Genomic DNA, 23,973 nt, shown 5'->3' on the forward strand with positions numbered 1-23,973 from the left:
GCGAAGCAAAAAAATCCCGACCCTCCATGTTCAGAGTCGGGATGCCGTGTTCCATCCAAACTGCAGCCGTTCCTTTTCCGCGGGAATCGAAGCTGCAACCACCACCCGAGCAGGTCTTCCGGCTTCCGGATCATCCTAGCGGCCGCGCCTTCCCATCCAATCGGACAGTGGCATTCTGCGGCTTTCGTTCCCGGTTACGGCGGCGGGTCCGCGACGGCTTCGCACCGTCTTCCCTTTGATGCCATCGCAAATGGCGACTCGGTTGATCGCAATGTGGCACATCGAGCCATCAGCGGTCAACTTTTTTTTCAACTCCGTGATTTGAAGGTTGTCATAACTCATGCCGAGCGATGCTCACGATCGCAGATCATCGATTGTTTTGATTTGCAGATTTTGGCGCTACCCCTGTGGAGTACACGGTTCTGGATGCGACGGGAAGGGTGCTCCAGGAACAGGGCTGAAGGGTTTCAAGACTGTGATCGGGGAAAGAGACAGCCGGACTTTTCGAATGCTGAAATTTTCATGGTTTGCGCTGGAAAGAGGGAACAGACCTCGGACGTCTGTGAGTGGATGAATGTCGTCCGATCGACAGCAGATCTTTTTGAACAGCACATTCCAGCCCGGGGTGTTCCGAATGGGGCTGGCTGTGAGAAGAAATTTTTCTTGACAGGGTTTGTGGCGCCTGCTATCAACTCCATAGTTGTTCAGGTGCTCGTGAAGAGCTTAAGAGGGAACCCCGTGTGAATCGGGGACGGACCCGCCGCTGTAACCCCTCCCTTTTCCGCTTGAGAAGGGAACTGCTTTGGCACCAATGGCCACTGCCCGTCATAAGTCGGGTGGGAAGGCCGCCAGAGTGGGGGGGAAGTCAGAAGACCTGCCTGATCACATGGCCCTCGTATTTCGTGGTATGGGTAGGGGCTGAAGATTCTTGAGGGATAAAAATGGGGAATCCCCGGATCGACTTTGTCGACCGGGGATTTTTTTTGTCTTTGCGCCGGGATCGGCCTGGCCGAAAGGCATGCTCGAACCTTCAGTTCCCCTGTGCGTCGCGGAGCCGCCCGCCTGACCGAATTACGGATAGAAGAGGTCTGGCGGTGTAGCCCGGTTGGCAGCGGTTCACGGCACCCGTCCGGCCTCATCGGATGGGATGACGCAGTCCGCCGGCCGGGACCGTATGCGTCTTTTTGATTGCCCGCATCAAGGAACGGAGGAGGGAGGAGCGTTATGAAAATTCATTTTGGGAACGGGCTGAAGATCTTGATGGTTTTGTGTCTTCTCTGGGGGGTGCCTTCGGCTGCAGGGGCTGCAGATGAAAAGGCCGCTACCGCATCGGGTGCTGAGGAGGAACTTGCCGGTGAATCGGAGGAGAAGGACGTCGGCAGGGTGTATCTGGAGCCGACCGTCGTCACGGCGGATCGGATCCAGGAGCCTCTCGAACACGTGACCAAAAGCGTCAGCGTGGTGACGACACAGGAGCGTGACGATGCGGAGCAATATTTTCTGCCCGAGTTGCTCGATGACCTGCCCGGCGTTTACCTCAGGCGCAACGGGGGCCCCGGGCAATTCTCGGGCATCAGCATCCGCGGCTCCGGAACCCAGCATACCCAGTTTCGCTACAATGGCTTTCCCCTGAGGGATGCGGCGGACACACAAAGCACCCTTCAATACTTCATCGGAGACCTCTATGGCGCCTCCAATATCGAGCAGGTGGAGGTCCTGAAGGGCACGAGCAGCACCCTTTACGGTTCCCAGGCGATGGGTGGAGTCGTCAATGTGATCCCCGAAAAATGGGTCGACGGGCTCGGGTTGGAGTGGCGGAACGAGGTGGGGGAGAGAAACACCTTTATCCAGAACGGGCGTATCTTTTATGGCAAGGAGGACCGCTACTATCTGGATATCGATCCACAGGTTGTCACGACCGACGGCGAGAACAACGGCGGCCCGAACGATTATTACTATGACAGCCTCGGCGGCACCATTGGCGCGGGTCTTCGGTTCGGGCCGGGAATGTCGGTCGAATTCAGCTCCATCACCTTCGACTCCGACCTCGCCTTGAGCGAGGTGAATCCCGCACTGGATGCCAACGGGCAGGTCGTGAAAAATCTGGCCAGTGAAGACGAACACCGTGAAAGCCTTATGACCCAGCAGGGCCTGAGTTTCAACCACGACGTCTCCGCGTTTTGGGATTATGGCCTCCGAGGGTCTTACGGCCGAACGGAGCGGCACTACTTCTGGTCGGATACACCGGGGGACCAGTCCAACTATGACGGGGAAACCACATACCTCGAGATGCAGCACAATCTGCGTCCGCTGGATTGGCTCACGGTGACGGCAGGGGCGGACTACGAGAAATCGGTCTATGACGGCCGGGAGCCGCGCAACCCGTACCTGGGTGATTACGATCCCGTCTATTACAACGAGCAGTGGGACAGCTGGGATGCCTTCGGGCAGATCGGTGTGTCACTGCTCGAAGATGCGCTGCGGATCAATGCCGGGGGGCGCTACACCCATCATGAACGGTTCGATTCCAAGACCGTCGGGGAGTTCTCGGCCGCCTATGCCTTCGATACAGGCACCCGGATCCACGGGCACACCGGATCGGGGTACCGTACGCCGTCCCTTTACGAGACCTACGGCGGGTACCTGTGGAACGGGCAGGTCATCAGCATCGGGAACCCGGATCTTCGCCCCGAGGAAAGCCGGAGCTATGAACTCGGTGTCGATCAGATGTTTATGGACGGACAGTTTACCATGGGGCTTACCTGGTTCCGCACCGATTTCGATGATCTGATCATCTTTGACGGTTTTGCGAATCGGTATGAAAACGCCAGTGAAGCCAAGGCGGAAGGGTTCGAGAGTTATGTGAACGTGAGACCCAACAAGCGGATCGACTTTGCGGCTGTCTACACCTATGCGTCGTCGCAGTACAAGGAAAAGGACAGTGACATCTGGGTCCGGCGGGAATATCTGCCCCGCAACAAGGCCAGCTTCATCACGACGGTGATTCCTGTGGAGGATCTGAGGGCTTCGGTGAGGATCAACTGGAGCGGCGACCGGATCGTGCCGCTCTATGACCCGAGTTGGAACAAGGTTCGTTATGAAGAGCCCAGCGTGGTGAGTGTGGATGCCGCCTTGAGCTATGCCGTGTGCAAGTGGCTGGAGGTCTGGCTGCGGGCCGAAAATCTACTCGACAAGGAGTACACCGAGAGTGGATTTACCATGCCCGGGCGCTGGATTTACGGCGGGACGAAGATCACCTTTTAACCCTCTCCTGATCACGGGGGGTCCGGGTGCAGGGGGGAAACCCCCTCACCCGGCATCGACAGAGAACCGTTCCAGCGGCCATCCCAGCGGAGTCGCCGCTTCGACAGGCGTGTGCTGGAGGTTGCTTCGATTGCCTGAGATCGGGATTTCGATATCACGCCGTGCGGGGAAGGATCGTGTCCTCCTGTGCGGTTCGAGGAGCGCAGAAGGACAGCATGACCGATAGGATCGAAGACGAGCATTGGACCGCAACGTGTCCCCGGGAGCCCGGACTCCTGATCGTGCATACCGGCAACGGAAAAGGCAAAACGACGGCCGCGATGGGGTTGGCCCTGCGGGCCGTCGGACAGGGGTTTCGGGTGCTGATGATCCAGTTTGTCAAGGGGAGCCGGCACTATGGGGAGTTGGAGGCGGCAAAGCACCTCCATCCCCTGTTTGAAATCCTCCCCCTTGGCCGGGGCATGATGCGGCCTTTTGGCCGTGAACCCGGGCCCAAGGACAGGGAGGCGGCTCGAGAGGCGTGGGAAAAAGGCCGATCGGCCATAGTCTCGAGGGAGTACCGGATGGTCATCCTGGACGAGATTCATATCGCCCTGCACAGGGGTTTGCTTCCGCAGGCCGAAGTGGTTGCCTTTCTGAGGGAACGTCCGAGAGACGTCCATCTGGTCTTGACCGGGCGCTGGGCGCCGGAGGAGATCATCGCCGAGGCGGACCTGGTCACGGAGATGGTCGAGGTCAGACATCCCTTCCGGAAGGGGATCTGTGCGCAAAGAGGGATTGAATTTTAAAAGGATCCAAACGTTTGAAAATGGACCGCGCGATGGGACGGAAGGAAACCGTGAGAGAGGCTTGGCAAGGAGAAATGATCGGTGCGCAGCCGGCGGCGCGGCCGCTCAGGACCCGCTATGTGATTCTGGTGCTGACCACCGACTGCAATCTGCGCTGCTCTTATTGCTATCACGGCGATATCGTCGCCAAGACCCCCACCATGTCTCGAGCGGTGGCGGAGGCCGCCGTCCGGCTGGCGATGGCGGGGGAAAAAAGATTTCATGTGCAACTGAGCGGAGGGGAGCCGACGCTGGTCCCGGAGATGATCGAATGGGTCGGCGGTCTGCTGCACCGTTCGAACGGTTCGGCTACGTTGGGTGTTCAGACCAACGGTACCCTGGTCGATCCCTCTGTTGTCCGCATCTTCAAGCGGTTCGGCATCCAGGTCGGGGTCAGCCTGGACGGCCCGCCGGATATCCAGGATGCGCAGCGGGGTGGAACGAGGTCGACGCTGAAAGGGCTCGAGCTTCTCAGACAATACGAGGTTCCCTTCAGCGTCACCAGTGTGGTGACCCGTAAGAGCGCCCGACATTTGGGGCGGCTTGGGCTGTTCCTCGGGGGGTTGCCGAACGTGTTCGGCCTTGGGTTGGATCTCCTGGTAACGAAGGGGCGTGCAATCGGGCGGACCGATGCGCCGCCGTCCGATCCGCAGACCTTGTACACCGGGGTGACAGAGCTTCTGAGAACGCTCGAGGCTGTAAACAGGATGCGCAGAAGGCCCATCCTCCTTCGGGAATGGGAGACCTGGCGGCAAAAACGACGAGGGGGCGCACCCTCACCTTTTTGCCACGCAGAGGCGGGCGAAAGCGTCGCGGTTCACCCCGACGGCAGCCTTTTCCCCTGCGGGCAGACGCTTGGAGACCCCGCCTTTGCCGCCGGCACGGTGGAGCATCCGGACCCCGCCGGTCTCCGGGCCTTGGCCGCCTTCGCCTGCGGGGGAGACGGGTGTGACCGCGCCGCGCCCGCAAACGCATGCGCCGGGGATTGCCCCAGCAGGCTTTATTACAACCGGAGCGGGCCGGAGTGTCTGGCACGGCACCTGTACCGGGCCTTCGGCGACTGGGAGAGGAGATTGTCGCCGTTTCCGGATCTTGGAAACGGGTCGGCATGCGAGATACGTTCAGGGGCGGAAAATAACTATGCAAGGATTTAAGTTGGTTTATTTCAGCGCCACCGGCATGGAGGTTCCTTCCTTGGGGGAAGGGGTGCGACTCTATGAGGCACAGGGCGGGAGGGTGCGGGTTGTCGCTAGGACGCAGACCCAACTTTTCGATGATGCAAGGGTGCGGGATTTCCTGAAGGAGGCCCTGGAGGTGGACGCAGTGTTGATGACGCTCCATGGCGGCAAGGCATCCTGCCCGGCATACGACGGACTGATCGAAGCGCTGGATGAGCGGCGCAAGGCCGGAAGTAGAACCCCCTACCTCCACATCGATCCCCAAAGCGGGGACGAAGACGGACTGCTCCTGGCACGCGATCACTCCCCGGATTTCGGTACGGCGCCGTGGGACAAAATCCACCGCTATCTGACATTCGGTGGAAGTGACAACGTCTGCCAGCTTCTAAAATACCTTCACAATCTCCTCTTTGCGGAGACAACCGAATGCCGGCCGCCTTTGGAGGTCCCGAACGAGGGGATCTATCACCCCGACCTCGCCGGTATCCCGTACCTCGAAGCGTACTTGTCCCGGAAGGTGGACCCTTCGAAGCCCACCGTGGGGCTGTGGTTCTACCAGTCCTATTGGCTCAACAACAATTTGGCCTTTGTCGACGCGATCATCCGGGCCGTCGAAGGGTCCGGGGCCAACGTGATCCCGGTCTTTCACCTGCGTTACAAGGATGCGGAGCGAGGGAACCGGGGCGCCGACGATGTGGTCGAGCAGTTCTTCATGGATGGCGGGAGGCCGCGCATCCAGGTCCTGATCAACCCGCTGATGTTCTCTCTCACACTGGCGGCCCCTGAATACGGCGGGCTTCTCCCTCGTTTGGGCGTGCCCGTCATTCAGGCGATGCTTTGCTCCGCTCCCTGCAGCCAGTGGGAGGCATCGGTTCAGGGCCTGCCCACCATGGATGTGTCCTATTCCGCGGCGCAGCCCGAATTCGACGGGGCGTTGATCACCGTTCCGGTGGCTACCCGCGAGCAGGAGGTGATCGATCCTGTCACGGGGGCGCTGTTGGTCAAATACAGGCCCATCCCGGAGCGGGTGGACAAGATGGTGCGTCTGGCCCTCAACTGGGCGCGGCTCGGCCGCACGCCCCCGGCCGAGCGCCGTGCGGCCATTGTCTTTCATCACTACCCGCCGCGCAACGACCGCATCGGGTGTGCGGCGGGTCTGGATTCCTTCGCGAGCGTCGTTGCCCTGCTGGACAGTATGCAGGCGGAGGGTTATCGGATCGAGCGGAGCTACGCCGACGGGAATGAACTGGCGGAGGAGATGCTGAGCCGCATGACCGCCGACCGCCGCTGGTCGACCCCCGAGCGGATGGCGGCGCGCGCGGAGGCGCAGGCCGGGCCGGAGAGCTTCGAGCCCTGGCACGCCGCGCTGCCGGAGGAGGTTCGGCGCAAGATGACCTCCGACTGGGGCGGGATGCCCGGGGACCTCTTTGTACACGATGGCCGAATGCTTTTCCCCGGGGTCGTGAACGGGAATGTGTTCCTCACGATTCAGCCCCCGCGCGGCTACCTCGAGAAGATCGACCAAATCTACCATGACATGCATCTTTCGCCGCCACACCCCTACCTCGCCCACTACCGCTGGATACGGGACATCTTCAAGGCCGATGTGGTGATGCATGTCGGGAAACACGGGTCGCTCGAGTGGCTGCCGGGGAAGGCCCTCGGGCTTTCGGGATCCTGCTATCCGGACCTGGCTGTCATGGACCTCCCCAATGTCTACCCCTACATCATCAACGATCCGGGCGAGGGCACCCAGGCCAAGCGGCGCTCCTACGCCTGCATCGTGGATCACCTCACCCCGGCCTTGACCCAGGCCGATCTGTATGACGATCTGGCCAAGGTGGAGGGGCTGATGAACGACTATGCCGCTGCCGCCGCCGAGGACCCGGGAAAGCTCGAGGTTCTGCGTCCCATGCTCTGGGAGGCGGCGGCCGCCGCAAACCTCGATAAGGACCTGGAAACCACGGAGGATGAGGCCCTGGCCGATTTCGACGGGTTCCTCGAGAGGTTGCACGCCTACCTCCGGGATCTGGCCGACACCATGATCAACGACGGCCTTCACGTGATGGGACAGCCGCCCGAGGGCGAGCGTTTGGTCGATTTCGTCGTCCAACTCACCCGGCTGCCCAACGGCGGCGTTCCATCCCTGCGGGAGGCCGTGCTCGCAGCCATGGGTTTCGAGCACGACGATGTCCTCGAAAACCGGGGCCGCAGACTGCCGCGTTTCGACAACCGCACGGGCGGTGAAATCCTGCGGGAGGCCCACGAGAAGGCCCTGGCGATGGTTCGTGGCCTCGCAGCGGGGGGGTTTCGGCCGGAGACCGTCGAAGGGATTGTCGCAGGGCATTTCCCGGAGGGTTCCAGCGATGCGCAGGCGGCCCTTCTCTACATCGCCGGGACCCTCGTCCCCAACATCCGCCGCTGCACCGACGAGATCCACTTCAGCCTTCAAGGGTTGAGGGGAGGCTTCGTCCCCCCCGGGCCCTCCGGTGCGCCCAGCCGCGGTCAGGCGGATATCCTGCCGACGGGCCGCAACTTCTACTCCGTGGACCCCAAAAGGATCCCCACCCCTGCAGCCTGGGAGGTGGGGGTCCGTCTGGGGGATGCCCTCATCGAACGGTGTCTTCAGGAAAACGGCCGCTACCCCGAGAGCGTCGGGATCCTGGTCTTCGGGACGTCGACCATGCGGACTCGCGGAGACGATATAGCGGAGATCTACTATCTGATGGGGCTCCGCCCGGTCTGGCAGGAGGGGAGTGGCCATGTTTCAGGGCTCGAAGTGATCCCCGCAGGCGAGCTGAAGCGTCCCCGCCTGGATGTCGTCCCCCGCATATCCGGATTTTTCCGGGACGCCTTTCCAAACCTCGTCGAACGGATCGACGAGGCCGTCCGCATGGTGGCGACGCTGAAAGAGCCCCCGGAGACGAACCTGCTGCGCCGAAACGTCTTCAGAGATTTGGAGGCCTATCGCGGCGAGGGGATGATGGAGGAGGAGGCCTGGCGGGAGGCGACCTTCCGCGTTTTCGGTTGTCCGCCCGGCACCTATGGGGCGGGGGTGGCCGAACTGGTGGAATCCAAGAACTGGAAGACGACGGAAGACCTCGGCAACAACTACATCCGCTACTCTTCCCATGCCTATGGCCTCGGCAGCTACGGTCGTCAGAAGCCCAATGTATTCCGCCGGGTACTCTCACGCATGGAAGTGACCGTCAAAAACGAGGATTCCCGCGAGTACGACATGATGTCGTGTACGGACTACTACAACTATTACGGCGGTCTGATTGCAGCTGCCAGGACGGTCCGCGGGTCGCTGCCTTTTGCCGTCATGGGGGACAGCGCCGACCCCAAGCGCATAAAAATCCGCACCACGTTCGAGGAGGCCCGGCACGTGCTGCGGGCGCGCCTCGTGAATCCGAAGTGGCTCGAAGGGATGAAGCGGCACGGCTACAAAGGGGCCGGGGACATCTCTCACATGATGGACGTGGTCCTCGGGTGGGACGCCACCGCGGAGGTGATCGAGGACTGGATGTATGCAAAGATCGCCGATGCCTACGCCCTGGACCCCGCGATGCGACGGTGGATGAAATCGGTCAATCCCTATGCCCTGCAGAACATCCTGGACAAGCTCCTCGAGGCCATCCAGCGCGGTATGTGGCAGGCGGGCGAGGAGATGGAGGCGTCCCTGCGCCAGGCCTATCTGGACATCGAGGGCGAGATCGAGGAGAGGACCGAATGATGCGGCGGAAGAGAGGGCCCTCCGCCGGGTCGGCAGCCCGTCTCCGGATCCCGGTTTTGGGCATCTTCGCCCTTGGATTTTTGATCGTGTTTCCGGGGCCTTCCTCCGGGGCCGCCGCTGTTCATGCGGCACCGGAGCGGGGAAAGACCGTTCTTCACGTGGATGACCTGGGCAGGGAACGTCGTCTTCCCTGGCCGCTCGAGCGCGTGGCGGTGTTGGGTGGGGGGGCCGCCGAGATCACCTGCGCCCTGGGCTGCAGCGACAGGATTGTCGCCCGTTCGGCCTGGCTGACCTGGCCCGGGCGCATGGCCTCCGTTCCGAGCATCGGAACCCCAAGCTTTCCGAACCTGGAGCTTCTATGGCAGATCAAACCCGACGCGGTCATCGCGGATACCCACTTTCACGAGACGGCGGGGCAGATGGAGGCGGTCGGGGTCCCGGTGATTTTTCTGAACGGCTATGCTTTTCGGGATGTGCCTGCCGCCATAGCCGCTCTGGCCCGCCTCTATGGCTGCCCGGAAAGCGGAGAGCGCCTGACGGCCTGCCTGAAGGGCCTTGAAGCGCTGCTCGAGACGCGCCTGGCGGGTCTTTCGATCCATGCGCGACCGGGTGTCTTTCAAGGATTCGGCGGCGACCTTCTGCGGACCTTCGGCCGGAACAGCGGCCGGTGCCTCGTGGAAGCGGCCGGGGGGCGGAACGTGGCCGAAAACCTCCCGCTTCCCTTCCAGCGTGTTTCGCCCGAGTGGGTGATCGCGGAGGCGCCGGACCATCTCCTCATCGGCGCCGATCTTCGAGGGGTCGATGACCGGATCCCATCCGCTGCATCCGTGAATCGGCTGAGGAAAGAGGTGATGTCGAGGCCCGGGATCAGGGGCCTTGCGTGTGTCAGGCAGGCTCGCGTTTACCTGATCGATCACCGGATCGGCTATGGCCTGCGGACACTCATCGGCGCCCTTCACCTGGCGAAGGCGATCCACCCGGAGCGCTTCTCGGGCATCGATCCGCAGGCGGTTCACGCCTCGCTGTTCAAGGCGTTTTTCGGGGTGGACCTCGATGGGGGTTATTTCTATCCATGAGCGGCACCGGCATCGAGAAAGCCGCTTTTTCCACTGGAGGCAGCGAAGGCGCAGGCAGGGGCCTGATCCTGGGCGTACTCTTCGCCGCGCTCCTGGCTGTGGCGCTTGGCGGCGCATCCGTCGGCCTTCCCGCGGTGGGGGCCCGGGAGGTCCTGGGGGCCTGCCTGGGCTGGGCCTGTTCGGATTGGGCTGTCCCGGACGAGGTCCGGCTCCTGGTCTTTGACTTGCGGCTTCCCCGGGTCGCACTCGGCGCGGTGGCGGGGATGGGCCTTGCCCTTGCGGGCGCAGCGACGCAGGGGGTGCTCCTGAACCCGCTCGTAAGCCCCGTCGTCCTCGGGGTATCCGCCGGAGCGGCCTTCGGCGCGGCGCTGGCCATCGTACTCGGGTGGGATATGGTGGGCGCCGGGCGATGGCTGGTGGTGGGAAACGCCTTTGCCGCGGCGATGCTCGCTATGTTCACCACCTACGGCATCGCGCGCGTCAAAGGTTCGTCCCGCGAAACCATCATCCTTGCGGGGATCGCCGTCGGCTATATCTTCTCGGCCCTGGTGGCGATCCTGCAGTACGTCGCCCGTGACGAGGACCTGCGCTCCGTGGTGTTCTGGCTGATGGGGAGCCTGTGGAATGCGCGTCTTGCCACGGTGATGCTGATCTTGCCCCTTGTGGCGGTCATCTTTGCGCTCCTGATGGTCTACGCATGGGATCTGAACGTGCTTGCGGCGGGAGAAGAGGTGGCCGTCAGTCTGGGGGTCAAGGTCCGGCGCCTCCGACTGCTGGTCCTTACGGCCGGGGCCCTGGTCACGGCCGGGGTCGTGGCGTTTACCGGGGCCATCGGGTTCGTCGGGCTCATGGCGCCGCACATGGCCAGGATTCTGGTAGGCATGGACCACCGGTATTTGGTGCCCGCATCGGGCCTGCTGGGGGCGATTCTTCTGCTTGCAGCCGATACGGCGGCCCGAAGTCTGGTCTGGCCGGTCGAGGTCCCTGTGGGGATCATGACCTCTCTGGTGGGGGGACCGTTCTTCATCTATCTCTTGTGGCGGAGGAAAAAGGATTGGTGGGGGTGAGGATTGCAGCGGAGGCCCTTTGGTTTGCTTATGGCGGTGAACCGGTCCTGAAGGACATCAGCCTGGATGTCGGGGAAGGTCGTCTGGTTTGCCTGATCGGTCCGAACGGCTCGGGCAAGAGCACCTTTCTACGGATTCTGGCCCGTATCCTCAAGCCGCAGAAGGGATCGGTCTACCTGGATGGCCGAAGCATGGCGCGGTTCGCCAGCCGTGACCTCGGTAAAATGATCGGGTATGTCCCCCAGCACGGCTCCCAGCTGTTTTCGACCCGGGTCTTCGAGGTGGTCATGATGGGGCGCAAGCCGCATCTCTCTTTCCGGGTCAGCGCCCGGGACCGGAGTGTGGTCATGGAAACCCTCGGCCTTCTTTCCATGTCGGGCTTCGTGTCGCGCTTTTTCGATGAACTGAGCGGCGGGGAGAAGCAGAAGGTCCTCCTCGCACGCGCCCTGGCCCAGGAAACCGGGATCCTGCTCCTGGACGAACCGACGAGCGACCTCGATCCGAAGTACCAGCTGGACGTCATGACTCTTTTGAAAAGATTGCAGCGGGACAGAGGCCTCACCATCGTGGTGGCGCTCCATGACCTCAACCTGGCCGCACGTTTTGCGGATTTCGTGGTGATGATGCACCAGGGACGAATATTTGCCCAGGGGTCGCCCGCCGAGGTCCTGAATGAGGAAAATATCGCCTGCGTTTATCAGATCGAGGCGAGGATCCTCGAGGACGGCAGCGGCGGCCGGGTGATCGCCGCCGAAAGGGCGATGACATCGGACGGTGACGTTTCATGAGAAGCCTTTCGAAAGGCAGAGGACTTTGCATGCTGCGAACGAGGGCGGCGCTGGTCCGCGCGCCCTTCTCCGAAACCTGTGCAACGGTTTCAAAGGGGGATTTGAGGAAAGGATGCCGGGAAACCCTTCATTGAGAATCGCACTGGTCCATCTGAACGTGCATTACAAGCAGCCCGCCAGGAATCGTGAGGCATTGCTCCGGCTCAACCGGGAAGCGGCCCGATCAGGGGCGGCCCTCATCCTGAACACGGAGATGGCGGTTGCCGGCTTTTCATTTCTTTCCCGGGAGGACGTCGCTCCGTTCGTGGAGACCCGGGACGGGGCGACGATCGAGGCCCTTGCGGATCTGGCGGCCGAATCCGGGGTGTACATCGGCGTGGGCCTTCCCGAGGTGGACGAGGCGAGCGGCATTTTCTACAACAGCGCGTTCGTGCTGGGGCCTGTCGGCCGGATCGTCTGCCGCTATCGAAAGGTGAGTGCCGAGGCACGCTGGGCCTGTCCGGGGCCGGAAAAGCAGGATGCCTTTTTCGACACCGTCTGGGGTCGCATCGGCGTCCTCATCTGTTCGGACACTTACTATGGCCTGATGCCGCGGATGATGGCGCTGCGCGGGGTCGATCTCCTCTGGGTGCCGGCCAACTGGCCGCCGGGGGGGTTCGACCCGTTGGAACTCTGGCAGGGGCGCGCCTGCGAGAACGGCTTGACGATTGCGGCGTGCAACCGGACCGGAAAGGACCGGATCATGGACTGCTCATCAGCCGTCTCGTGTGTCTTCGGGCCGGGGGGAGAGGCGCTTCTGGCCTCTTCTTCCGCGGATTCGGCGGTTTTCCTGGTGGATCTGCTCCTGGACGCCGACGGGCGTCTGAGCGGCGCCCGACGCGAAGCGCGCCTGGCCGATCGCACTCCGGCGTGTTACCGCCCCCTGTATCTCGACTGCCGCCTGATCGACGATATGACGGCCCACTATGGGCTGCCGGAACCGGGCGAGATCGGCGTGCACTGTCTGGTCCCCGGGCGGGACGGTCTGGACCTGGAGGCGATCGAGGGTTATATGGCGTCTGCCGAGAAATCCGATTCCGACCTGCTCGTTTTGCCCCGGGTCTCGGGGGCGGACTTCGGCCGGGAGAGGATCGAGGCCTTTGCGAAGCGCTGCAACATAGCGGTTGCGGCAGCGGTCCGGAACGGTGGGCCGGGGTGTGAGTGGATCCTCACCGGCGGGGGGCGGTTGGAGTCCTTCCGTCTCGAGGAACCGGCGGTTTCCGGGGAATGGCCGTTTCCCGCCGTGACCTTCGGGCCGGCGAAAATCGCCCTCGCGCCCCTGAGCTCCTTGGCGCACCCCGAACTGGCCGTCGCCTTTTCAAAACTGGGCTGCGATATCGTCCTGGCGTCCGAGGATCGTCTGACCCCGGCCGAGGCCCGTCTGGGGGCGCTTCGGACCCTGGAGGGGCTCTCTGTTGCGGTGTGCGCGTGGAACGAAGCCCGGATTTTCGGCCGTCCGGAAGGCCACGAGCGGTGGAGTGAAAGGGTGTTCAACGGTCCGGGGATTTGCTCCGAAATCCTCGACACCCGGCGGACACGCCGGAAGCGTTTTCAGGACCGCGTGGATTTCGACCTCCTCCTAAAGGCGCCATGATGAGACCCCTGTATCCGTTCGAAGCCCTGGTAGGGCAGGAAGAGATGAGGCTGGCCCTCGTGGTCAATGCCGTGAATCCCAGGGCTGGCGGGGTGTTGCTGCGCGGGGAGAAAGGGACGGCAAAGTCCACCGCCGTGCGCGCCTTGGCGGCGATCCTGCCGGAGATCGCGGTGGTCAGCGGGTGTCCGCTTCACTGCGACCCGGCGCGGCCGGAGGAGTGGTGCCCGGGCTGCCGCATCGCCGGGGGCCAACCCGCGGCCGAGAAGCGCTGCGCCCCTTTGGTGACGCTCCCCCTGAACGCCACCGAGGATCGGGTGATTGGCGGGATCGATCTGGGCGCGGCCATCCGCGATGGCGTTTCCTCGATGCAGCCCGGTCTGCTGGCCGAGGCCCACCAGGGGATCCTTTACATCGACGAGGTGAACCTCCTGGACGACCATCTGGTGGACGTCGTGCTGGATGCCTCGGCATCCGGAACGAACGTGGTGGAGCGGGAGGGGATATCCCTCCGCCATGCCTGCCGTTTCGTTTTGGTCGGGACTATGAACCCCGAGGAGGGAGAACTCCGTCCCCAGCTGCTCGACCGGTTCGGTCTGTGTGTGGAGGTGGTGGCCGAAGGCGAACTGGAGAAACGCGTCCTGCTGATGGAGCGGCGCGAGGATTACGACAGGGATCCAAGGGGGTTTATCGCCCGCTGGGAAGACCAGAACAGGGAGCTGGCCGCGCGGATTGCGCTGGCCCGTGAGCGGCTGGCCCGTGTGCGGTTCCCCGGTCGTCTGCGATCCTTCGTATCCGAGCTTTCACGGGAGAACAACGTCGCCGGTCACCGCGCGGATCTCGTCATGGAGCAGGCCGCCTGCGCCTTGGCTGCCTATGAAGGAAGAGGGGAGGTGACGTCGATGGACATCCAGCGGGTGGCGCCCGCCGCGTTGCGGCACCGGAGGCGGGAAGCGCTCCCGCCCCCTCCGCCTCCTCCGCTTCCCGATCCTCCGGAGAAGGAGAATGACCGGGAAGATGGCGAAAACGGGGGTCGCGAAGAGGAGACGAACCAGACGGCGCCTCAGGAGGACGCCCGGCAAAATGACCAGCGGAACGAAACCTCGCCGCCGGAGACCCCTTCCGGAGAGGCGGGACATGAACCGCCGCCCGAGCGGGAAGGTGGGGACTCCCACGACGAGGTGTTCGCGGTCGGCGCTACCTTCACCGTCCAAAAATTCGGCACGCCGAAGGACCGCGTGCTCCGGCGCGGTTCGGGACGGCGGAGCCGTTCGCGGGTTTCCCTGAAGCAGGGGCGCTACGTAAGGAGTGTCGCTGGCGCCCAAAACGGCGATATCGCCTTCGATGCCACCATCCGGGCAGCGGCGCCGCATCAGCGTCGGCGCGACAGGACGAACGGTCTCGCCTTTGTCCTGCGGGATGAGGATCTGCGGGAAAAGGTACGGGAGAGGCGGCTGGGGAATTTCCTCCTTTTTCTGGTGGATGCGAGCGGTTCCATGGGGGCCTCGGGACGGATGGCAGCCTCCAAAGGAGCGGTCATGTCGCTTCTCCTGGACGCGTATCAGAAGCGTGACCGGGTGGCTATGATCTCCTTTCGAAAGGGTGAGGCGACGCTGAACCTTCCCCCCACCTCGTCGGTGGAGGCGGCCGCGCGGTTTCTCGGTGAACTCCCGGTGGGTGGAAGGACCCCCCTTTCCGCGGGGCTTCTCAAGGCCCATGATGTGTTGCGAAGCCAACTCCTCAAAGATCCGACCCTGCGTCCCATTACGCTGGTTATCACGGACGGCAAGGCCAATGCGCCCCTCGGAGAGGCCATTCCTCCCGTGGAAGAGGCGCTGGCTTTGGCAGGGCGCCTGGCCGCCGATGAGCGGATCCGGTTCATGGTGGTGGACACGGAAGAGGAGGGAATGATCACCTTCGGCCTTGCCCGCCGCCTGGCTTCCGCGCTGCGGGCCGAATACTTCAAGGTCGACGATCTGAAAGCCGAAGCGCTTTTATCCGTCGTGAAAGGATATACGCAATGAGCAAGCAATCCGTTTACCCCTTTCCGGCCATTGTCGGGCAGGAAAGGATGAAACTCGCCCTGATCCTGAACGTGATCAACCCGACGCTCTCGGGGGTCTTGATCCGGGGGGAAAAGGGCACGGCCAAATCCACGGCGGTCAGGGCCCTGGCCGAGATTCTGCCCGAGATCGAGGTGGTGGCCGATTGCCCCTTTCAACGGGCCCCATGGGACGATGCGGAGATATGCCGCGATTGTCCGAGGGCGGCCTGCCGGGAAGGGATTCTGGGGGGTGCTGTGCCGGGCACGGTGCGCCGCAGGATTCGGGTGGTCGAACTGCCGATCGGGGCCACCGAGGACCGGGTGGTGGGGACGCTGGATCTCGAGAGCGCCCTCAAACGGGGAGAAAAACAGGTGGAGCCGGGGCTCCTGGCCGCCGCCCACCGCGGGATCCTTTATGTGGACGAGGTCAACCTGCTGGACGACCACGTCGTGGACATCCTTCTCGATTCAGCGGCGATGGGCGTCTGCACCGTGGAGCGCGAAGGCATCTCTTTTTCCCACCCCGCACGGTTTACGCTGGTGGGCACGATGAACCCGGAGGAAGGTGAATTGAGACCGCAGCTTCTGGACCGGTTCGGTCTGTGCGTGCATGTGGAAGGGGCGCACGATGCCGGGGAGCGGGTGGCCGTCATGGAGCGGCGCGCCGCATTCGATGCGGATCCGGAGCGCTTTGTCCGGCAGTGGGAACCGGAGGTGCGCGGATGGGTCGAGAAGATCCGTCTTGCGCAGGAGCGCCTCTCCGAAGTGAGGGTGGACCGCGGGCTCCTTTTCGAGATCGCTCGGTACGGTTTGGATGCGGGGGTGGATGGCCACCGGAGCGACATCGTCATGCTGAAGACCGCCAAGACCCACGCCGCGTGGGAAGGCCGCTTGGAGGTCGTACGGGCCGATATCGAAGCGGCGGCTGAACTCGCCCTTCCCCATCGGGTGAGGCGTCAGCCCCTGCAGGACGTCGCCCTGGATCTCAAAGCCATTCGCAGGGCGGGTTCGGTCGGGCAGGGGGTGTCATGATCGTCATCGAGGGCCTCGAGAAGCGCTACAAATCTGTCTATGCCCTGCGGGGCGTCGATCTGCACGTGCCCAGGGGCGAACTTTTCGCCTACCTCGGGCCCAACGGCGCCGGCAAGACCACGACCATCCGGATCCTGGCCGGGCTGACGCTCCCCACATCCGGAAAGGTGCACCTGAACGGGGTCTCGATCCATCGGAATGGGCCGGCGGCGCGGCGCCTGGTCGGCGTGGTGCCGCAGTCCATCAACCTGGACCAGGAGTTGACGGTGTTCGAGAACATGGACATCCATGGCCGGCTTTTCGGGATGCCAGGCAGAAAGCGCCGGGCGAGGATCGAAGAGATGCTGCAGTATGTCGAGTTGTCCGAGCGCAGCCGAAGCCTTGTCAAAGAGCTTTCCGGCGGGCTCAAGAGGCGTCTGATGATCGCCCGGGCCCTGGTCCATTCCCCTGCGATCCTCTTTCTCGACGAACCGAGCGTCGGCCTCGACGCCGCCGTGCGCCGCAGGATCTGGGGCCTCATTCGGCGGGTGCAGCGGCTGGGCACCACCATCTTCCTCACGACGCACTATATCGAGGAGGCGGAGTTTCTGGCCGATCGGGTGGCCTTCCTCGATCAGGGGCGGATCGTGGCCCTGGACCGCCCGCGCCCTCTGATGGATGCCGTCGGCGCGTGGGCGCTCGACCGGGTGGGTGAGGACGGGATCGAGACCCGCTATTTCGAAAGGGTGGAGGAGGCGCGCCGATCCGCGGCTGAGCGGGATGAAGGGTTCACCCTCAGACGCGTCAATCTGGAGGATGCCTTCCTTTCGCTGACCGGAAAGAAGGTGCAGTGATGCGTGGATGGTTTGCAGTCTACTATCGGGAACTCCTGATCATCGAGCGGCGGCTTTGGAAGCTCCTGGCATCGATGGCTGTTTCGCCCTTTCTCTATCTGGTCGCCTTCGGGTACGCGATGGGGAAAGGGGTGGAGATCGACGGGCGTCCCTATCTCGAATACCTCCTGCCGGGCCTCGTCGCGATGAACACCATGACCCAGTCCTTCGCCATCTCGAGCGAGATCAATATCACGCGTTTCTACTGGCAGATCTTCGAGGAGTTCCAGGCGGCCCCGATCCGCAATCTGGCCTATGTCACCGGTGAGGTGTGCGCGGGAATCACCCGCGCCCTGCTCTCCGTGCTGGTGATCCTGGTGCTGGGGGCCGGGTTCGGGGTCCTTCCTTCGCTCAACCCGGCCTTCTGGGGCATGGTGATCCTGAACAGCCTGACCTTCTCGGCCCTCGCGGTCTGCCTGGCCATGCTCGTGAAATCGCATGCAGACCAGGCGCTTTTGAACAGTTTTATCATCACCCCAATGGCCTTTCTGGGGGGGACCTTTTTCCCGGTCGAACGACTGCCTGCCTGGGCGCAAGGCGTGCTCTCCTTTCTGCCGCTGACCCATGCCTCGCGGGCGATCAGGGCTTCGGCCCATGGCATGCCGGCCGATGGCACCGCTTTCGTCTTTCTGGGGGTGAGCGGGGCCTGTTTTTTTGGCCTGGCGCTCCTCGCCGTCAACGCCGCCCGGGATTGAACGGGGACTGGCAGGCCAATGGACCCATAAGCTGTCCCGCAGCACCGGGGGCGGTTCGCCGGAGAGGCGTCAGGGATGGAAACCGCAAAGGAAGAGGTTGGATGAAAGACATTCCGATAGTTCTGGCCGCGTTCGGCACGACGACCCGTGCCCTCGAGACCTATGACTTTATCGGGGAGCACATCGAGCGCCGATTTCCGGGCCATGCCGTTCACTGGGCCTATTCCTCCAGGATGGTCAGAAGCCGCCTGAAGGTCAGGAAGGGCATCGAGCTTCCGGACCCGGGGCGGGTACTCGCCGGGTTGGAGCAGGAAGGGCATTCGTGGGCCGTTGTCCAGTCCATGCACCTTGTCTGCGGCCATGAATTCTATCGCCTGGTCGAGGAGGTGGCGGGGCATGGGGTGCGCGTGTCCATGGGGCTCCCCCTTCTCGCCGGTCCGGCGGATTACCGCGCGGCGGCCCGGGCCGTCGATCGCGGCATTCCCTGCTGCGGGGAGGAGGCGCTTCTGCTGGTCGGCCATGGCACGGACCATCCGATCTGGTGCGCCTATCCGGCGCTCGAAGGGCTTTTCAGAGAGACGTGTCACCGGCGGGTCTTTGTCGGTGTCGTGGAAGGCGACGCGCCCCGGCAAAAGACCCTGGACGCCATCCGCAAAGCGGGGATCCGGCGCGTGATGCTGGTCCCCTTCATGCTCGTCGCGGGCACCCATTTCCTCGAAGACCTGGCCGGGGAGGAGGATTCCTGGAGGCAGGCGCTCGAATCGGCGGGGCTGGAGGTGATCCTGCATGATCATGGCTTGGGCTTGAATCCGGCGGTCGTGGAGTGTTTCGCGGCCCATATCCGGGAGGCCCTGGACGTGATTCCAACGCAGGCGCAGATCGGCGGAGTGCAGCCCCCGGTTCGCCACCCGGTCTCGGCCGGTGAAAGGAGGCCCTGATGAACGAAGGAGAAATGCGGCCGGATGGGGGATGCCGGGCGCTCATGTTCCTGGGCACGGGGAGCGACGTCGGCAAATCCGTCGTGACCGCCGCCTTCTGCCGGATCCTGAAGCGCCGGGGGTACCGCGTGGCCCCCTTCAAGGCCCAGAACATGTCCAACAACAGCTATGTCACCGTCGAAGGAGGGGAGATCGGCCGGGCGCAGGTGGTTCAGGCCGAGGCCGCCGGGCTTCTCCCATCGGTGGATATGAACCCGATCCTCCTCAAACCGTCGACCGGTATGGGCGCGCAGGTCGTGATGCACGGGCAGGTCTACGGGCGGCTGGATGCCCTCGATTACCATCGGCTCAAGCCGCGCCTGCGGAAGGCCGTCCTGGAGGCCTACCGACGGCTTGCATCGCAGCACGAGGTGATCGTCCTCGAAGGTGCGGGCAGTTGCTGCGAGATGAACCTCAAACGGAACGATCTGGTCAATTTCGCCATGGCCAAGGCGGTGGGGGCCCCGTGCATCCTCGTGGCGGATATCGACCGGGGGGGAGTCTTCGCCCAGATCATCGGGTCCTGGCACCTCATGAGCCGCCGGGAGCGGGCGCTCACGGCCGGGTTTATCGTGAACAAGTTTCGTGGGGACGAACGGCTCTTCGCCTCCGGCGTGGAATATATCGAGAAGCGCACAGGGAGGCCGGTCCTCGGGGTGGTGCCCTTCTTCGAGGATATTGTCATTGACCAGGAAGACTCGGTGGCGCTCCAGGAAGATCGGCGCGCCATGGCGCGGACCGCACCCGATAAGGTGAACATCGCGGTGCTCCGGTTTCCGGTCATCTCCAATTTCACCGACCTCGAGGCGCTGGAGGGGGAGCCCGGCGTCGTCGTCAATTACCTTTCCCGGCCGGCGGACCTTTCCAGTGACTACGATGCCCTGATCCTCCCGGGGACGAAGAACGTGATGGAGGACGCGGTCTGGCTCGAGAAAACCGGCTGGATACCTGTGGTGCGGGCATTCCTTGGATCGGGCAGGCGGGTCCTCGGCATTTGCGGGGGTTACCAGATCATGGGCGAGGCCGTCGAGGACCCCTGGGGCGTGGAGTCCGAACGCCCGGAGGTCCCGGGCCTCGGTATTCTTCCGGTGAAAACCGTCCTCGCTGAGGAAAAGGTCGTCCGCAGGGTGGCGGGGCGTTCCCTGATCGGCGGGGAGCGCGTCGCGGGCTACGAGATCCACATGGGGCTTACGGCCCCGATCGGCGGCGAGGGAGAGGCGTTTTTGGAGCTTCATCGGCCCGGGGAAAGAAACGGCTGGCAGGACGGCTGGGCGGTCAGGGGTGGATTGGCGGCCGGCACCTACCTGCATGGGATCCTCGACGAACCGGGGTTTCGCGGGGCGTTTCTGAATGCGCTGCGGCGGGCGAAAGGACTTGGGGAAAGCAAACCCGGCCCCGGCAGGCGGAGGCGCTTTCACCAATACGACCGGCTGGCGGATCACTTCGAGGCCCATTGCGATGTGCCGCGCATCCTGGGACTTGTGGAGGGGTGAAGTGATGACGGCTGTCAGCCCGGGGCTCGCCGCCTTCTGCATCGCAGGGACCCACAGCGGGTGCGGTAAGACCACCGTTTCGCTCGGCGTCATGGCGGCCCTGAGGGCGCGCGGCTGCAGGGTCCAGGCCTTCAAGGTGGGGCCGGATTTCATCGATCCGGGGCACCACCGCCGGGTTACCGGAAGGCCGTCTCACAATCTGGACGGGTGGATGCTCGATCGGGAGGCCAATCAGCGCCTCTTCGACCGCTACGCGGCGGATGCCGACGTCGCTGTGGTGGAGGGTGTCATGGGGCTTTTCGACGGCTTTTCGGGGTCGGATGAGGCGGGCTCGACGGCGCAGATGGCCAAATGGCTCGGCCTGCCGGTCATCCTCGTGATCGATGCGCGGGCCGCGGCGCGCTCGGCGGCGGCCGTCGCCCTGGGGTTCGCGCGCTTCGACCCGGGGCTCCGGCCGGCGGGGGTGGTCTTCAACCGGGTGGGGAGCCGCAGCCACGCGCAGATGCTCACCGAGGCGGCCGAAGGCCTTCGAGATGTTCCCGTTTACGGCTGCCTCGAGCGCGAGGAGCGGATCGCCATGCCGTCCCGGCACCTGGGCCTGGTGACGGACGAGGCGCGGGCCTTGAATGATGAAGGGGTGAAGCGGCTCGTAGACTGGGTGGAGCGCGGGGTGGACCTCGATCGATTGCTCCGCCTGGGATGTCGGGCGACGGGTGCCCCTTCGGCGGGAAGCGCGGCAGGAGGCCCGGGGATACGCATCGGGATCGCGATGGACGAGGCCTTTTCCTTCTATTACGAGGAGAACCTCCGCTTGCTGCGGGAGGCCGGGGCCGAGGTGGTGCCGTTTTCCCCTTTGAAGGACAGCAGACTCCCGGATGATATCCAGGGGCTCATCCTGGGCGGCGGCTATCCGGAGCTTCACTGCGAGGCGCTGACCCGGAACCGCGCCATGCTCGAATCGATCCGGACCTTCGGCCGCGCGGGCCGCCCGATCTATGCGGAGTGCGGCGGGTTGATGGTCCTGTCCGAGGCCATCCATGACGAGAGCGGCCGCCGGTTCCCCATGGCGGGGTTTTTCCCGATGGAGATGCGTATGGAAAAGCGGCTGCGGGCCTTGGGCTACAGGGAGGTGGTGACCGTCAGGCCCTGCCTCCTGGGGCCGGCCGGGACGGTGGTCCGGGGGCATGAGTTCCATTATTCCGGGATCGCCGCAAGAACCGGTGAGGTGGCCTGCAGCTACCGGGTGAGCGACCGCAAGGGGACGGAAGGGGTTCCGGAGGGGTACGCCGTGGGCCGCGTCCTCGGTTCTTATGTGCATCTGCATTGGGGATCGAACCCCGAGGTCGCGCACCAGTTCGTGAAGGTCTGTGGGGAGTCGGCCGGAAGGCCCCGGCAAGGCAAAAACGGCTGTCTGTGAAGATATCTGGAAAAAGGTTTGGAGCATGATGCCGACAAGCGGTTCAACCGAAACCGAAAAGGGGATGCTGTTGCGCCCGGAGGAGATCGAGGCACGTTCGTTCGCCATCATCGACCGGGAGGTGCCGGAGCCCCGTCCCTTCGAGGGTCGGGTGTGGGCCGTGGTGCGGCGGATGATCCACACCACGGCCGATTTCGACATGCCGACCCTGGTCCGCTTCCATCCCGACGCCGTCGCAGCCGGGGTCGGCGCTCTGCGGCGGGGTTGCCTGATCGTGACGGATACCCACATGGCCCGGATGGGGATGACGCGTCGGCGCATCGACCGGCTTGGATGCGAGGTGGCCTGCCACGTGGACGCACCGGAGGCGGCGCAGCGTGCCGCAAGGGAAGGGATCACGCGCTCGGTGGCCGGCGTGGATCTGGCGGCGCCGCACATCGACGGCGGAATCTGGGTGGTCGGAAACGCGCCGACCGCCCTCCTCAGGATCCTGGACTGGCTTTCGGGCGGGCGCTGCCGGCCGGCCCTCGTCGTGGGCATGCCCGTGGGGTTCGTCAACGCGGCCGAATCGAAGGACCGGCTCATGAACCAGGCGAAAGTCCCCTATATCAGCCTTTGCGGCAGGAAGGGCGGGTCTGCGCTGGCGGCCTGCGTGGTGAACCAGTTGGCGGAGTTCGCTTTGGAAGAGGCCTCGTGAAAGGCTTGGGGAGGGTGCATGGGGGTTGCAGGTGAGCCGTAGAGAACTGCGGGAAGGGTTTACCACGGGCTCGGCCGCCGCCGCTGCCGCCAAGGCCGCTGCCACGCTGCTTCTATCCGGCCGGCGCTTGGACACGGTGGATATCCCGCTTCCGGAAGGCGGGCGCCTCGTGGTGCCCCTGGCGGCGGTGGAATGGGAGGGCCGGGGGGCGGCGGCGACGGTCGTCAAGGACGCCGGCGATGACCCGGATGTGACTCACAGGGCCCGGATCCGTTGCCGCGTGGCATTCACTGTCGGGGGGCCGCCAGGGGGGGTGTCACTGAGAGGGGGCGCAGGCGTCGGCAGGGTCACCCGCCCCGGGTTGCCGGTGGATGTGGGTGAGCCGGCGATCAACCCGGTCCCGCGGCGGCAGATCACGCAGGCGGTGCACGAGGTGGACGGCTTCGGTCCGGCGGACGGTCTGGTGGTGGAGATCGAGGTGCCGGACGGGGAGCGCATCGCCCGCAGGACGTTGAACCCGCGGCTGGGGATCCTGGGAGGGATCTCCATCCTGGGCACCCGGGGGACGGTGCGCCCCTTCTCGAACGAGGCCTACCGGGAGACTATCCGCCTGGGGTTGGATATGGCCCGGGCGGGCGGTATCCGTTCCATCGCCTTTTCGACCGGGGGCAGGAGCGAGTCTTTCCTGGCGGCCCTGCGGCCCGGGATCCCTCCTGAGGGGCGTATCCAGATCGCCGATTTTTTCGCCTTTTCTCTGAAGGAGGCCCGCAAGCGTGGGTTTGAAGCGGTATGGATGGCCTGTTTCTTCGGGAAACTTCTCAAGATCGCCCAGGGGCACGGCTATACCCACGCGCATAAGGCCGCCCTGGATTTCGGCCGGCTGGCCGACGGGTGTTCGGCGGAGGGGCTCGACCAGGAACGGGCCCACAGGGTCATGGCCGCCAATACGGCCCGGGAGGCCTTGGGCATTATCCAGGAGGCCCCGTGTTCCGGCAAGATTCTCGAGCGGGTGACGCAGACCGCCCTTCAGATGGGCCGGCGGCATCTAGGACCGGAAGCGGCGCTTGGATTTTGCCTTTTCGACTCCGGGGGGCGGCTCCTGATCTGTGCTGAGGAGGGTGGAAACCAGGCGGCGAGGAATGGTGCCGGCCCGTGGTCCGGAAACGGATAGGGGAGGGAA

17 protein-coding genes and 2 riboswitches are annotated in these 23,973 nt (G+C 64.1%); all 17 genes read left to right on the forward strand.

Translation table 11 applies throughout. The features are described from left to right. Positions 1 to 91 precede the first annotated feature (91 nt). Positions 92 to 277: riboswitch (cobalamin riboswitch) on the reverse strand. A 412-nt stretch (positions 278 to 689) separates the two neighbouring features. Next, positions 690 to 896, forward strand: a riboswitch (cobalamin riboswitch). A 328-nt stretch (positions 897 to 1,224) separates the two neighbouring features. Then, the gene (locus ACZ500_RS21865) at positions 1,225 to 3,264 is read left to right on the forward strand and encodes a TonB-dependent receptor plug domain-containing protein (RefSeq protein WP_464229541.1); all 2,040 of its coding nucleotides are present in this window, start codon (positions 1,225 to 1,227) and stop codon (positions 3,262 to 3,264) included. A 215-nt stretch (positions 3,265 to 3,479) separates the two neighbouring features. Next, positions 3,480 to 4,052, forward strand: a complete 573-nt coding sequence (gene cobO / locus ACZ500_RS21870; RefSeq protein ID WP_464229542.1) for a cob(I)yrinic acid a,c-diamide adenosyltransferase — start codon at positions 3,480 to 3,482, stop codon at positions 4,050 to 4,052. Positions 4,053 to 4,072: 20 nt separating this feature from the next. Continuing rightward, positions 4,073 to 5,245 (forward strand): radical SAM protein, encoded by a 1,173-nt coding sequence (locus tag ACZ500_RS21875; RefSeq protein ID WP_464229543.1) that lies wholly within the window; start codon positions 4,073 to 4,075, stop codon positions 5,243 to 5,245. Then, positions 5,232 to 9,005 carry a cobaltochelatase subunit CobN gene (gene cobN / locus ACZ500_RS21880; RefSeq protein ID WP_464229544.1) on the forward strand — a complete coding sequence of 1,258 codons (3,774 nt, stop codon included), beginning with the start codon at positions 5,232 to 5,234 and terminating at the stop codon, positions 9,003 to 9,005. The genes ACZ500_RS21875 and cobN overlap by 14 nt, the downstream gene beginning before the upstream one ends. After that, complete coding sequence (locus ACZ500_RS21885; protein WP_464229545.1) at positions 9,002 to 10,081, forward strand: ABC transporter substrate-binding protein; 1,080 nt, start codon at positions 9,002 to 9,004, stop codon at positions 10,079 to 10,081. Before cobN ends, ACZ500_RS21885 begins: the two co-directional genes overlap by 4 nt. Further along, the gene (locus ACZ500_RS21890; protein ID WP_464229546.1) at positions 10,078 to 11,148 is read left to right on the forward strand and encodes a FecCD family ABC transporter permease; all 1,071 of its coding nucleotides are present in this window, start codon (positions 10,078 to 10,080) and stop codon (positions 11,146 to 11,148) included. The genes ACZ500_RS21885 and ACZ500_RS21890 overlap by 4 nt, the downstream gene beginning before the upstream one ends. Next, the gene (locus ACZ500_RS21895) at positions 11,139 to 11,936 is read left to right on the forward strand and encodes an ABC transporter ATP-binding protein (protein ID WP_464229547.1); all 798 of its coding nucleotides are present in this window, start codon (positions 11,139 to 11,141) and stop codon (positions 11,934 to 11,936) included. The genes ACZ500_RS21890 and ACZ500_RS21895 overlap by 10 nt, the downstream gene beginning before the upstream one ends. 130 nt (positions 11,937 to 12,066) lie before the next feature. Continuing rightward, positions 12,067 to 13,569, forward strand: a complete 1,503-nt coding sequence (locus tag ACZ500_RS21900) for a carbon-nitrogen hydrolase family protein (RefSeq protein WP_464229548.1) — start codon at positions 12,067 to 12,069, stop codon at positions 13,567 to 13,569. Continuing rightward, positions 13,566 to 15,590, forward strand: a complete 2,025-nt coding sequence (locus tag ACZ500_RS21905) for a putative cobaltochelatase (RefSeq protein WP_464229549.1) — start codon at positions 13,566 to 13,568, stop codon at positions 15,588 to 15,590. The genes ACZ500_RS21900 and ACZ500_RS21905 overlap by 4 nt, the downstream gene beginning before the upstream one ends. Then, positions 15,587 to 16,642, forward strand: a complete 1,056-nt coding sequence (locus tag ACZ500_RS21910; RefSeq protein ID WP_464229550.1) for an ATP-binding protein — start codon at positions 15,587 to 15,589, stop codon at positions 16,640 to 16,642. The genes ACZ500_RS21905 and ACZ500_RS21910 overlap by 4 nt, the downstream gene beginning before the upstream one ends. Beyond that, positions 16,639 to 17,475 carry an ABC transporter ATP-binding protein gene (locus tag ACZ500_RS21915; RefSeq protein ID WP_464229551.1) on the forward strand — a complete coding sequence of 279 codons (837 nt, stop codon included), beginning with the start codon at positions 16,639 to 16,641 and terminating at the stop codon, positions 17,473 to 17,475. The genes ACZ500_RS21910 and ACZ500_RS21915 overlap by 4 nt, the downstream gene beginning before the upstream one ends. Then, complete coding sequence (locus tag ACZ500_RS21920) at positions 17,475 to 18,209, forward strand: ABC transporter permease (RefSeq protein WP_464229552.1); 735 nt, start codon at positions 17,475 to 17,477, stop codon at positions 18,207 to 18,209. Before ACZ500_RS21915 ends, ACZ500_RS21920 begins: the two co-directional genes overlap by 1 nt. A 101-nt stretch (positions 18,210 to 18,310) precedes the next feature. Continuing rightward, entirely contained in the window at positions 18,311 to 19,147 is an 837-nt protein-coding gene (locus ACZ500_RS21925) for a sirohydrochlorin cobaltochelatase (RefSeq protein ID WP_464229553.1), read from the forward strand. After that, positions 19,147 to 20,679 carry a cobyric acid synthase gene (locus ACZ500_RS21930; protein WP_464229554.1) on the forward strand — a complete coding sequence of 511 codons (1,533 nt, stop codon included), beginning with the start codon at positions 19,147 to 19,149 and terminating at the stop codon, positions 20,677 to 20,679. Before ACZ500_RS21925 ends, ACZ500_RS21930 begins: the two co-directional genes overlap by 1 nt. Before the next feature lie 4 nt (positions 20,680 to 20,683). Then, on the forward strand, positions 20,684 to 22,096 hold the full coding sequence (locus tag ACZ500_RS21935; protein WP_464229555.1) for a cobyrinate a,c-diamide synthase: 1,413 nt from the start codon (positions 20,684 to 20,686) through the stop codon (positions 22,094 to 22,096). Between the two features lie 64 nt (positions 22,097 to 22,160). Beyond that, the gene (locus ACZ500_RS21940; protein WP_464229556.1) at positions 22,161 to 22,793 is read left to right on the forward strand and encodes a precorrin-8X methylmutase; all 633 of its coding nucleotides are present in this window, start codon (positions 22,161 to 22,163) and stop codon (positions 22,791 to 22,793) included. A 31-nt stretch (positions 22,794 to 22,824) separates the two neighbouring features. Beyond that, positions 22,825 to 23,964, forward strand: coding sequence for a cobalt-precorrin-5B (C(1))-methyltransferase (locus ACZ500_RS21945; protein ID WP_464229557.1), 1,140 nt, complete (start codon positions 22,825 to 22,827; stop codon positions 23,962 to 23,964). Positions 23,965 to 23,973 lie beyond the last annotated feature (9 nt).

The organism is Desulfatiglans parachlorophenolica, from assembly GCF_055394735.1.